The 12,923-nt window shown below is 40.1% G+C and carries 10 protein-coding genes and 1 pseudogene; 3 read left to right on the top strand and 8 right to left on the bottom strand.

The window, feature by feature from the left end; all coding sequences use genetic code 11:
- Nucleotides 1-92: 92 nt before the first annotated feature.
- Nucleotides 93-1,638, top strand: a protein-coding gene (locus ABX891_RS20365) for an IS3 family transposase (RefSeq protein WP_089369344.1) whose coding sequence is annotated in 2 segments (ribosomal slippage) — nt 93-574 and nt 573-1,638 — 1,548 coding nt in all. Because the reading frame shifts where the segments join, the coding sequence is not laid out codon by codon here.
- Nucleotides 1,639-2,412: 774 nt separating this feature from the next.
- Here the strand turns inward: ABX891_RS20365 and ABX891_RS20360 are convergent.
- The 7 genes and pseudogenes from ABX891_RS20360 to tnpA form a co-directional block, all read right to left on the bottom strand.
- The gene (locus tag ABX891_RS20360) at nt 2,413-2,694 is read right to left on the bottom strand and encodes a hypothetical protein (protein ID WP_089369343.1); all 282 of its coding nucleotides are present in this window, start codon (nt 2,692-2,694) and stop codon (nt 2,413-2,415) included.
- Between the two features lie 123 nt (nt 2,695-2,817).
- Nucleotides 2,818-3,627: pseudogene (locus tag ABX891_RS20355) on the bottom strand (IS30 family transposase); the annotation flags it as partial.
- Nucleotides 3,628-3,895: 268 nt separating this feature from the next.
- Entirely contained in the window at nt 3,896-4,060 is a 165-nt protein-coding gene (locus tag ABX891_RS20350; protein WP_157696016.1) for a hypothetical protein, read from the bottom strand.
- 1 nt (nt 4,061) lies between these two features.
- A complete protein-coding gene (locus ABX891_RS20345; protein ID WP_089369342.1) occupies nt 4,062-4,550 on the bottom strand; it encodes a hypothetical protein in 489 nt (162 codons plus the stop codon).
- A gap of 1,228 nt (nt 4,551-5,778) precedes the next feature.
- Complete coding sequence (gene tnpC / locus ABX891_RS20340) at nt 5,779-7,305, bottom strand: IS66 family transposase (protein WP_089369341.1); 1,527 nt, start codon at nt 7,303-7,305, stop codon at nt 5,779-5,781.
- A 56-nt stretch (nt 7,306-7,361) separates the two neighbouring features.
- A complete protein-coding gene (tnpB, locus tag ABX891_RS20335) occupies nt 7,362-7,715 on the bottom strand; it encodes an IS66 family insertion sequence element accessory protein TnpB (protein WP_255319079.1) in 354 nt (117 codons plus the stop codon).
- Between the two features lie 144 nt (nt 7,716-7,859).
- A complete protein-coding gene (gene tnpA / locus ABX891_RS20330) occupies nt 7,860-8,018 on the bottom strand; it encodes an IS66 family insertion sequence element accessory protein TnpA (protein WP_244181091.1) in 159 nt (52 codons plus the stop codon).
- Between the two features lie 94 nt (nt 8,019-8,112).
- Between tnpA and ABX891_RS20325 the strand changes: the two genes are divergently transcribed.
- Together ABX891_RS20325 and ABX891_RS20320 are read left to right on the top strand one after the other, a co-directional pair.
- Nucleotides 8,113-8,373, top strand: a complete 261-nt coding sequence (locus ABX891_RS20325) for a helix-turn-helix domain-containing protein (protein ID WP_086998905.1) — start codon at nt 8,113-8,115, stop codon at nt 8,371-8,373.
- 689 nt (nt 8,374-9,062) lie between these two features.
- Nucleotides 9,063-9,659 (top strand): HD-GYP domain-containing protein, encoded by a 597-nt coding sequence (locus tag ABX891_RS20320; RefSeq protein ID WP_004589546.1) that lies wholly within the window; start codon nt 9,063-9,065, stop codon nt 9,657-9,659.
- A 356-nt stretch (nt 9,660-10,015) separates the two neighbouring features.
- Here the strand turns inward: ABX891_RS20320 and ABX891_RS20315 are convergent, their stop codons facing one another.
- Nucleotides 10,016-12,904 carry a type I restriction endonuclease subunit R gene (locus ABX891_RS20315; protein WP_354630518.1) on the bottom strand — a complete coding sequence of 963 codons (2,889 nt, stop codon included), beginning with the start codon at nt 12,902-12,904 and terminating at the stop codon, nt 10,016-10,018.
- Nucleotides 12,905-12,923 lie beyond the last annotated feature (19 nt).

Below are 12,923 nucleotides of genomic sequence, written 5' to 3'. Positions count from 1 at the left end.
TGCGCCCATCCCCTCGATATGAACCTCAGTTGATGTAAGTCCCACTGTGTCAGGATAGTTGTCGCTTCTAACTTTTAATAGAGGCAGATAAAATGAGACGTCGATTTACACATGAATTTAAAGTTCAAGCTGTTGAAAAAGCATTATCTCAATGTGATGATGTTCGCTTAGAAGATATTGCGCTTGATTTAGGTATCGGTTATTCAACCTTACAACGATGGATCGCGCTTGCTAAAAACCATGAACTTGAAACTAAAAATAATGGTAGTCACATGACAACAGAAAAACGCCCTCATGACTGGAGCTTAGAAGAAAGGCTTAACGCCATTATTGAATGTGCTAGTTTAGATGAAGCAGCTCTTAATGAATATTGCCGTGCTAAGGGGCTTTACCCACATCATATTAAACAATGGAAGCAAGATTTTGCTAAAGGGCCTTCAACGAAGCCCGTAAAATCAGACAGTAAACAGCTCAGACAAGAAATTAAGCAGCTTCAAAAAGAGCTTAATCGTAAAGACAAAGCGTTAGCAGAAACAGCCGCCTTACTTGTACTCAAAAAAAAGCAGATGCGCTTTGGGGTTTCAACGAGGACGATTAACCCACTCAACTGAACGTCATGAATTGATAAAGCTCATTACAGACGCGCAGAAATCAGGAGCTAGGCAAGCAAAAGCATGTGAGTTACTTGGTCTAACGGCAAGAACAATTCAACGCTGGATTGAAGCTGATGATATGACAGATAAGCGAACGAGTACGATAAAGCGACCACCTAACAGGCTAACTGAATTAGAGCAACAGCGTATTATTAAGACAGTAAATTCAATAGAATACGGACATTTACCACCCAGCAAGATAGTCCCTAAACTATTAGATAAAGGTGTGTGGATAGCATCAGAAAGCTCGTTTTATCGTGTTATGAAATCACATAAATTATTAACACACAGAGAAAAAGTTAAACCAAATAAAAAGATAAAAAAGCCAAAAGCGCTCAAGGCAACACGTGTAAACGAAATTTATACATGGGATATCACATATTTGCCAACAGCGGTTAAAGGTCAGTTTTTATACTTATATTTAGTGATGGATATTTATAGTCGAAAAATAGTTGGTTGGCAGGTTCATGACACACAGCTAAGCACACTGGCGGCTGATTTAATGATAGATATTTGCAGGCGAGAGCAGGTAAAGCCAGATCAAGTCACGTTGCACTCGGATAATGGCAGTCCAATGAAAGGGGCAACGTTATTGGCAACATTGCAGGAATTAGGTATTGTTCCTTCATTTAGCCGACCGTCTGTGAGTAATGATAATCCTTATTCTGAATCGCTATTTAAGACATTAAAGTATCGCCCGGAATACCCTGAAAAAGCCTTTGAAAGTATGGGTAGCGCAAGAAAGTGGGTTAGCGGATTTGTAGATTGGTACAACGATGAGCACTTGCACAGCGGTATTAAATTTGTCACGCCAAACCAGCGTCATTTAGGATTAGATAAAGCGATACTAGCGAAACGTCATCAGGTAAATGAAATGGCGAAATTACAGAACCCAAGTCGTTGGTCAGGAAAATCTCGAGATTGGACAATGATCAATGAAGTAAATTTAAATCCAGAAAAAAAAGAAGCAATGCGGGCGGCATAAAATTTAACTTGATGCGACAACTAACTTGAAAAACTTTGCGCCCCCCTAACTTCAAGTAAAGATCAAAAAATCTAAAACGTTTTGATAAATCCATTATGAGAGCACTTTTGATAGGTATTTACAGCCAAAATCATTATGTAAACCTTTTGAGAATTGTTTACCTCTTAAATTACTGTTTAAAAAATAGGCTTAAGGTTAATTTCGAGGGGATGGGCAACTAGCCCCAATTTTTGCCAGTCATTAAGGGTTCTTTTTTACATAATACTTCCTGTAGAAACTGACGGTATTTTCTATTAATTAAATCCAATCTACTAAGTGTCGTTGCTCGGACGCTTACGATATATCCTTATATTAGATGTATTCTACAATAACGACATTCGTTTAAAAAGAAAACAACCTTTAGCTGCTACATTTTGGTCGCTGTGTAGGCATTGAGGATTTACTTTTACATCACTATTTTGCTGGTAAACGATTATAAAGAAGTGAATTTTTTCACATTTCCATCTCAGGTTTTAACTGGTAAATTCTGTCTCAAATAGCCATTTTCAGACGTTTTCCTACTTCATCTTAAAAGTAAAATCGCACGAAAACCCTGCAACTTAAATTTTGGCCAAAAAAGCCCTTGACCTTATATTTATGTAGTTATAAGCTAGTCCTAGATTTGGTGGGACTTACCAGTTGGCGCTGGTTGCTTACAACATTACATAGATATAAAACCTTCCTAGAACCTACTTTTGTGTCGGTTTTTGTTTTTCTATTGCTTAGCAATGTATATTATTTTTCTTCGTTAAGATTTTGCCTTTTAAATTCGTTAATAACCTGATTCTGTTGTCGCTGTATTAATGGCGTAGCCTTTCTTGCGTATAAATAACTTCCACCAGCGAGAATGCCAGCTATTCCAAATGAAATTGTTACTCCTGGTTGAAATGATCCTAAAGTCATGAATGGTGTCGTTATAGCTCCAATGCCATAAGCAATAGCTGTATTTACTTCATAAATTGGCCTGAATAAAAACTCAACATATCGCCCATCAGTTCTGTTGTACTTGCTACTCACTTGAACACCTCTTTAGTTGACACATCTTGTATGTGAGCTTTTATAGTGAATGTCTTAATATCTATAATCTGAACTTCGTTACTGTAATTTATTTCGCGGATTCAAATCTGAAGTGCATAACGTTTAGGCGGCTTTAGCCGCCAAGTGATCCTGCATCAATTTTGCAGGCGTTTCAAATCCAAGTGTCTTCCTCGGACGATTATTAAGTTGCTCAAGTACTGGTATAACTTGCGCTGCTGTTACCGCCTTAAAATCTGTGCTCTTCGGCCAATACTGACGTAGTAATCCATTCGTGTTTTCATTCAATCCGCGCTCCCATGAATGATAAGGGTGAGCAAAATAAACAGGAACATTTAAAGCCTCTGTGATTTGCTCGTGATAAGCGAACTCTTTCCCATTGTCAGCCGTGATGGTATGAAGCGCTGACCTATATGGCCTTAATAGTTCTATCGTCGCCGCAGTGACGGCTTGTGCTGTTTTGCCTGCCACCTGAGTTGATACAGTGAATTGGGTGACCCGCTCTACAATGGTAACAAGGGCGCCTCGATGACCTTTACCTATGACGGTATCTATTTCCCAATCTCCGATACGGCCTTTCTCATCAACTATTTGTGGACGTTCTTCAATGCTAACGCGATTTTTTATTTGCCCTCGGTTTGTTTTACAATGACTGCGCTTGTGATATTTCTTACCGTGTCGGCGCAGATGTAGGTATAACTCACCACCTGCTTTTTTATCTTCCCAGATATACAGATAAATGCATTCATGGCTGACAGACCGTTCACTTTCTTTGCGCAACCATCCCGTTATTTGTTCAGGACTCCACTTCTCATTAAGCTTCTGGGTAATTAAAACTATCATTTCTGGTGTCATCTTAAGCGGTTTTCTTGCACTTCTTCGGCGAAACAAAGCCCGCTCATGAGCTTGGTTGTTTGTAATGTCTCATTGTAAAATCTCTTGCCGGAGAAAAAGCAGTTAGCTTATGAGCAACTGACCACTTAATCTAGCCAAAACAAGTTATGCACTTACAATTTGATCTAGGTTTTTAAATCTTGGATTAGCTTGCTTATGCGAACACCGTTTATATTGGATTTATTAGAATCGCTCGCTTGAGCTAGGTCTTTAAGGTTGATGTTTATGTATTCACGATCACCATGCACTTTAAATTTGTGAGCTAGTAGAGTTTCGCCAAGGCTGCCCTTTACGCTGGTGGTTGATTTAAAAAAGAATGAGTGTGATCAGTCTTGTACTTGATAGTGGTAGTGATGGTTTTCATTCTACCTGAATGCTTAGTAACTGCTCTTTGTTGGGCTTGAGTCTTTATTTCAGGTGTTAACGATTTTGCTTTTTGTGTTTTATTCGTCATTTTATAACTCCGTTGTTGCTTTAGTATTTAATTTATTTAACAGCTTTAAGCTTTGGTGAATGCTATTAATCAAGGTTATTACTGGTTCTGCTTCACTTAGAAACCTATCAATCTGTTCTACTTCCCAGCTCACGGCTTCTTTAGTTAATTTGAAACAGCTGGTGGTGCCATCTTTATTGCGCTTAATTTCTTTAGCATAACGAAGGGTTTGCTTATCTTGCTTGGCCGCATTGAGGCGCGCCCAGCTGTTTTCGTAAATTCGCCATCTTAAAATTATTCGATCATGTGCCTTGGTAGCGTATACACGAATACTTGGAGCCACTGCGCCTACGCGGGCAACTGAGTCTGGATTGCCGCTTTGAGATATAATGTTCCTATTGGTATCTCGCCATGTAACCCAGTATTCATCAACCAGTGATTCAAGTTGTGAAGCTAGCTCATCCTTTTTAGAAGTTAAATATTCAATAATTTCCAAAACGTCGTTATTCATTGATTAGGCCTCTTGTATCTACAATTTTTCTATTTTCACTCACGAGCTTCAAAGATTGAAAAAATACAGAGGGTCAAAATGCATGTTGTAACTTTCTACCACCTACCGGTGAGTTTTTAATATGCCCAAAAATCTAATTGGGGGCGCTTTGTGAAAACTGCCCCTTATAGGTGAGTACCGCCAAACTGCCCCCAATTAATAGGGGAGATTTTCTTAGTTAATGTTTTGTTGTTTTGAACGTAACTACGGGATATTAGATTAGTAATCTAAAACGCCCCTATAGGGGCGCTAATTTAATTTAGAACCAATTAATTGGGGGCAGTTTTCAATTTTAATTAAGTGTGTTCTAAAATAGCGCCCCTAAAGGGGCGGGAAAGTTTATTCGCCCCATTAATTGGGGGCAGCTTTGTATAATGTGTTTCATGTGAGCTTTAGATTTGTAGCGGAGTTAAGGGGCTGGATGTGCTTAAGTATTAGGATAACAAAGCACCTATTTGGGCGTGAATTATACGCCCCATTAATTGGGGGCAGTTTTCAATTTTAATTAAGTGTGTTCTAAAATAGCGCCCCTATAGGGGTGGGAAAGTTTATTCGCCCCATTAATTGGGGCAGTTTATTTTTTAGCTGTGTTTATCGAACGTCCTATTAGGGGCACTTTCATAAAGGCCCACTTATTAATTAGAGCTATTGATAAGTGTAATACTTAATAAGTTTGAGTAAGCTGAAATTAAAACGCTTCCCCACACTTCAATTTAGTACATCAATTACTTTCAATCACCAGACTAGGTACTGCCAGCTTTAATGCAGACAATTCTGCGTATTTACCGAAAACCGACCGATTAATGTCACTTTTAGACCCTTTACTGCCGTGTGCATGCTGCTACGTATTGGCTTACCATTTTCAGGCCTTTTTGTATCACTTTTTAGCTCCGAGTGATTGAGTTGAAAGTTAATTTTAGATGTGTGTAGTTTTATGTCATTTTCATGTCACTTTTGAGCCTTTATATTTCTTGTATGCGAAACATGCTGATTGAAACTTTACAAGTATGATTTTGGGCTTCCCTAAAATTTTCTGCTTTAAAAACTGAAGTGTATTATTTGCGTGAACTATAAATTTAGGAGTATTCAAATGGCTAAGAAGATCATACGAGCCGCTGAGGTTGGATTCGGAACTGTAAGCTTTACAGTCTCAGGAGACGATAAGTAAGCGCGCATTTAAGCAGTGCGCTTAGCTATAATCAAAGTCTAGCTGCACATTCCACGGCATTAAGTCGGTAAAGTCATCATCACCCACATCTCTGCTCGGCAACGTTTTAAATAAATGCAGAAAGTAGTAATAAGTGTTGATGTCATTGGCGCGGCAGGTCATCACAATACTATAAAGTGTGGCGCTTGCCTGGGCACCATTAACCGATTTTGAGAATAACCAGTTTTTTCTACCGGTAGTAAACGGCCGGATATCTCGCTCGGTAATATTATTATCAATGCCTAAATGGCAATCTTCAACGTATCTAATAAGTTTATGCCACTGGTTGAGATTGTATTTTATCGCTTTGCCAATATAACTTCCCGCAGTGACTTTATCACTGGCTTCATCAAGCCATGCTTTGAATTGTAATAATATCGGTAAGGCTTTTTCTTGACGCAGTTGGTACCGCGCTTGGGGGGATAGCTTTTTGTTTTTCGCTTGCGTTTCTAGTTTGTATAATTGACTGATAAAGCTAATAGCTTTATGAGCACGACCTTTGTTTTTTGATTCTGCTTTTAAAGCTTCATCGTATTTACGTCTGGCGTGTGCCCAACAGCCCACAGGAATAATGCCTTCAATACCGTCATAAACACAATAACCATCGCATTGTAAATAGCCTTGATAACCCGCGAGAAATTCTTCTGCGCAAGCGCGGCTGCGACCCGCCTGATAGCCGTAAATAACCACAGGCTCATCGCTGGCTTCATTGCTGCGATAAACCCACATGTAAGAATTGCTGTTAGGGTTTTCACCTTCATCTAACACTTGTGTACGGGTTTCATCAGCACACAAGCTATGCTCACCAAGCAAGTGACGCTGCATGGCTGCTACTAATGGCTTGATAAGCAGACCCGCTTTAATGCACCAATTAGCTAACGTTCCTCGTGATAGCTCAAGACCGCCACGACCCAGTATGTCAACTAAACGATAAAGCGGTAAGGCATCACAGTATTTGCCCGTAACAATCGCCGCTAACGCTTCTGGACTCGCAATACTGCCAGGAATAGGCTGCTTGGGTTTAGGCGCGGTGATTATTTTACTGGTCAGTTGTTCGTGCTCGCAATGTCTGCAAGCATATTTAAATTGCTTGTGCTTAATGACACTCACTTTCGCCGGAATAATTTTCACTTGCTCGCTGTCTTCACTACCGCAATGGTGTAGTTGTTCACCACAGCATGGGCAATCAAGTACCGTTAACGTGTGCTCAACTTCTTCGCGCTCAAAATGCGCCGCTAATGTTTGCTTACCTTTTTTATGATGTTTAGGCGGCTCTGTGGATTTATGCTGCTCAGCTTCGTTGAAGGTACCTCGCGGGGCTTTTTCACTTTTCTTGCCGTATTTTTGCGATTTACTTAATTTAAGCTCAGCCAGTAAATGGTCGATACGCGCTTGCATTTCAACCTTATCTTCTTGCAATGAAATTTTATCTTTTTCCAAGGCATCAAGCTTAGCCTGCATAAGCGCAAGCTGATTTTGTAGTTCGGTGATGAGAATAGTGTCTGGCATGTTGATAGCATGACACAGGGGAAAGATCGTTCAAGTAAAAAAACGATCTGGTTAATTTACATCACCGATAACCCAGATAAAGCCAGGTGCCGAGTTTGATTACTGACTGGTAGCCCCGATAGTAACCATTGTAATTGGCGTTGCTCAATCCCCATAGCCGTGTGTTCATTAGTCTCTTTGGGCCATTGAAATCGCCCTTGCTCTAAACGACGATAATAAAGCCAAAAACCGTTGGTATCCCAAAATAGAATTTTTAATTTATCGCGTTGTTTATTACAAAAAACGAACCATGCTTGGCTTAAAGGATCGAGTGATAGGGTATCGCTGACAATAATACTCAGGCCATTGATTGATTTTCGCATGTCAGTGACCCCCGTGACCAAGTAAACTTGGTGGGTGCAAGGTTTCACAGTACGCTCAATAATTTGGCTAGTGCTTGGTGCGCTAATGTCGACTCGAAATCTAATTGGTAGCCGTTTGGTGTGGTGAGCTTAATCATTGAGGGTTGTGTAAAGGCTTGCTCATGAATAACAAAGGGGATCACCTGTTGCTTTTTAACCGGCGGTGTTTTCACCAAAAAGGCGCTTGCGCCAGGCATAGAAAGTAGATGGGTTAATGTTGTTATCACGACAAAATTGAATGGTAGTTAACGCGCTAGATTGCTGTTGTTCAATGATGGCTTGCCAGTACTTTATTTTTTGCTGTTTTTTCATAATTACCTCAAGTTAATATGCTGAGTTAATTATGCATAGGTACCATTAACATTGGTATGTGGGGTTAATTACGCGCTTACCTTCATATTGTGCTATGAGTATTCGAAGCTTTAGTCGCTATTTTAAAGCTAACCAAGGAATAAGTTTCAAACTATGGCTGAATAATTTGCGTCTAAATCGTAGCCAAGAGTTACTTGAGTCAACGGCCCTGTCTATTACCCATATATCAGAACAGGCAGGGTTTAGCTCAGAACAAATATTTCGTAAACACTTTAAGCAGCGATTTGATACAACACCTAATGCTTGGCGAAATTTGTTTAGAAGTAAAGTAGCGAGTGCCGAACCTCATATTTGAAAATGTTTTATAATTGGTACTGCTATTTATTATAAGTCTTTAATGACCGTTATGGTTACATAACTGACAGTTAAAACTCGCTACGTGCCATCGCTATGACTGCTCATGGCTAATTGCCGTCGTTGAAACGATTAACGGTCAATGTCTGCTTTTCGCTCAAAGCCGACCTATAGAATAATTGCTTTAACACGTTTTGGGGCAAAAGCTTGTTAGAACAAAAGGCAGACTGCGACAAATAGCATCGAAAAGTTTCGAACTTTATTGTTATGCATACTTAAAAGTGTAACATCTCCTTTAATGGTTAATATCTGCGGTTGTAAGGGTGAACTGAACTAAAGCATAGTTCTTATAGAGGTAGTACTTTCTGTGCTGATTGGAATCTAACAGAGGCGATGTTGCCAAACTCATTTCTGCCCCAAAACGTGTTTAGGCGAATGCCTCAAAAGAGCGATAACCGGTCATTGAGGATGGCTAAATTTAGGGCTAATTAATAGATAAAGTTGTGTCGTTTATTCATATAGTCAAGCAAACGAGCAACGCGTATATCCTACATTTAAATTTATTTAAAATCTTGAAATACCCTCGGTTATTTGTTGGAATGTGGATAGATGAGCTTGAAGTCAGCAAAAATATGCGTGATGAGCGCACTATTAAATTGTTAGGCGTTGCTGAACAAGGAGAGATATTCAATGGCTTTTGCCCTCGCACCAGATCAAGAAAATGCTTACCCATCACTCATTACGGCATTGTGCGCGCGCGATGCGTATACTAGAGGCCATTGTGACCGCGTCTGTGCGCTTGCGTTGGAAGTGGGGCGTGCGGCCGATTTGAGTGCCCCCTCATTAGATGACTTGCGTATTGCCAGTCAATTACACGACGTGGGTAAGATTGGAGTTCGTGATACTGTTCTCTCGAAGCCTGGAAAGCTCACACCTGATGAAAGAGAAGAGATAAAGGCTCACTCGGTTATCGGTGAGAGAATAATTAGTGAGACATTCCTGACAAACAGAGACGAGGTCGCGTCTATTGTCAGACATCATCATGAAGCATTTGATGGAAGCGGATACCCAGACGGACTGGCTGGTGCCGATATTCCCCTGAGTAGTCGAATACTTTCGATCATTGATGCGTATGATGCACTGACGACTAGCAGGCCATACCGCATGGCTAAATCGCACCTTGAAACTATGAATATCTTGAAGCATGAAGTGGACACGAAGTTTGATCCAAATATTTTTTTGTTGTTTACAAAAGTCATAAAGGCCAGTTCGGCACGTGCCTCGTAAACGCTCGTTCCTAGAATACGGTGAACGCTGCCTAAAAAGTCTCTGCAGATGACATTTGATCCGCCACCCACTTTTTTGCTAACGCAAAAGCAGGCGTTGTCTCAAATGCACCTGAGCTCAGGCGTTGCTAATGTCTGCAAATGGCACGTAGCGGCCGAAAAAACTAGCCCAGAAAGTTATCAGCTTTACAGTCTCATTTTTATACTTTGTTGTGTAATTTCAATACACGTTGCCCTGCTACACTAAGATATAGCTTTCGTAAACTCACTCCAAATACGTTCGAAATTCATAAATACAACATTTTCTTATACGTCCCTAACAAACCGTTCACGGTTTACGAAAAACACCTCACTCCTTTAAAACCCTGCGATAAACGTATCAACAAAGTGTTTAAATTTATCCGTTATTACTGGCAGTATTCTTCTGCGTTGTAAAAGGCTGGGTTTGGTTTCTAGTACATCAGCAAAGTCATCCCTTAGTGGCATTTCGTCACTTAGCTCATAACGCGTTACTAGCTTTTCTAGGCGATCTTGGTTTAACTTTTGCTCGTGGGCAAACCTCTCAAGCTCTAGGCGCTTTTCTTTTTCCCAATAAAGCTCAAACTCTTCATCAACGTCAGCACTGGCAGGTATGCCTTGTAAGTGCTCGTCCATAAACTTATCTATAAGTGCTTTTTTACTTAATAAGGTTGGATCTGTGGCTATAAGGTTTGCTATTACTTGACGTTTACGGGCTTTTTCGTCGCCGCTTTCTTCGCCGTGTAACTCTCGCAATAACTGCAAAATATAGGTTACATTTACTATATCACTGTGTAGTAGCTCTAGTTCAAAATCAACGTCATCTAAAACCGATACTTTTTCTTTACTTGAGTTCTCACGTAGCTGCCTGCCAAGGTCGGCATACTTACTCGTATAATCCTGAAACTCTTGCTCGCCCATAGCGGTTGAGTCCATATCAAAATCAGCAAAGTTGCTTAACATGTTCTTTAAGCGCATAAGCTCACGAAACTGCCTCACAAACAACGCCTGAGCTTCTTCATCAGGTAAAGCATTAACTGAGTCAACGGTAGGCGTAATTGCGATTAGCGCACCATAGGCGTCGTTAAAATCGACTAGTAGCTCATTATACGAAGGGGTTTCTATATATTCTTTAGGCTGCTTGTTTGAAAACAGCGTAAAAGCAATGTCAGCAGCTTTTTTAAGGTTTCTAAAACACACTATATTGCCGTGCGATTTAGTTTCACCCAATAATCGATTAGTGCGCGAGAAGGCCTGCACCAAACCATGATATTTAAGGTTTTTATCAACGTACAACGTATTGATTTTTGGGGCATCAAAGCCGGTTAAAAACATATTCACCACCAGCAATATATCAATCTCTTTGGCTTTAACGCGCTTAGATATATTTTTGTAGTAGTCTTCAAATAACTTACTGTCTTTGGTGGAGTAGCTTGTACCAAACATAGCATTGTAGTCGTTAATGAATAAGTCTAACTTATCGCGGCTATGTAGCTTGACGGCTTGCCCTTCATTTAAATACTTAACAGAGGCTTCTTTAATGCTTGGGTCATCACTATTACCTAGTTCGTATTCTTCCTCTTCATTAGCCTCATAGCTAAATATGGTGGCAATTTTAAGGTTATGTTTTCCCTGTGCCTTTTTCGCTGCAAATAGCTCATAGTATTGAATAAGCTCAGCCACACTTGAAACACAAAACATAGCGTTAAACTCACGACTATGCGTTTTACGATTATGCTGGGAAATAATGTAATCGGTTATTTTATCTAAGCGCGCAGGAGAGGTTAAAAGCTCTTTGGTGTCGATGTCTTCAACTTCAATGTCTAGGTTGTTGTTAGAGCCATCTTTGTATTGGTAACGCCCAACGTACTCAATAGCAAACTTAAGCACGTTAGCGTCGCGTATTGCATCCACAATTACATAAGGATGTAAGCACTCACCAAACAAATCTTTTGTGGTGCGTTTAACTGAGTTTTTAGCAACGGCGTTGTCGGCAAATATAGGCGTACCCGTAAAACCAAACAACTGCGCGTTATTAAAAAATTCGGTAATATTTTTATGTGTATCACCAAATTGGCTGCGGTGGCACTCGTCAAATATAAACACAATGCGCTTATCCTGCAGGCTTTGCATTTCTTTTAAATAGCGCTGTTTAGTCACCACGTTATTAAGCTTTTGTAGTGTAGTTACCACCAGCTTAGTATTACGATTTTGATTAACTTTTCTGCCTTTCATAGGCTTATCTAACAGCTGGTGGAACAACATACTTGTGTTGTCAGTGCTGTCTACAGAGCCCTTTACAAACGCATTAAACTCAAGCGCTGTTTGGTAGTCTAGGTCTTTACGGTCAACTACAAACACAACTTTATCAACCTCACTCAGAGAGGTCATAATCTGTGCGGCTTTAAACGAGGTTAATGTTTTACCTGAGCCCGTTGTATGCCAAATATAGCCATTATCAGTTGTGGTTTTAACTTGCTCTACAATCGCCTCAACTGCATAAAACTGGTACGGCCTAAGCACCATTAAGTACTTACCTGTTTCATTAAGCACAATGTACTTAGTGAGCATATGCGTTAGGTGGGAAGGCGTTAAAAACGCTTCGGCAAAGTCATGCAACTGGCTTATTTTATTGTTTTCGCTATCAGTCCAGTCAAAGGTTTGCTTAGCCGACATTTCACTGTTGTTAGAAAAGTACTGGCTATTAACTCCATTCGACATAACAAACAGCTGCACATAGTTAAACAAACCATGGTTGGCATGAAACGAATGCTTTTGATAACGCTTAATTTGGTTAAACGCTTCTTTTAGTTCAATACCACGGCGCTTTAATTCTACTTGTACCAGCGGAAAACCATTCACTAATAGCGTTACATCGTATCGGTTAGTGTACGTGCCCTTTATCGTTATTTGCTGAGCTACCTGAAAGCTGTTTTGCTGCGGATCATCGAACAACAAGGTTAAGTGCATGCTGTCGCCATCATCAAGTGCTACATCAAGCTGGTCGCGCAGTATTTTGGCTTTAGCAAATATATTACCTTTACCAAGCTTACCGAGTATTTGTGTAAACTCAGTATCACTCAGCTTGCAGTTATTTACTTTTTCTAGCTGGTGTTTAAGGTTAGCTTCAAGAGCGGCGTTATCCTTTAAAACTACGCGCGTAAAACCTTGCTCGCTAAGTTGTGCAATTAAGTCATCTTCTAATTGTTGTTCACTTTGGTAAGTCATTATATCTACAATTCCTTGG

The sequence above is a fragment of the Pseudoalteromonas sp. NCIMB 1079 genome (genome assembly GCF_040567695.1).
Taxonomy (GTDB): Bacteria; Pseudomonadota; Gammaproteobacteria; order Enterobacterales; family Alteromonadaceae; genus Pseudoalteromonas; species Pseudoalteromonas distincta.
The sequence above is the reverse complement of the archived record's forward strand: the minus strand, read 5'-3'. Positions and strand labels throughout refer to the sequence as shown.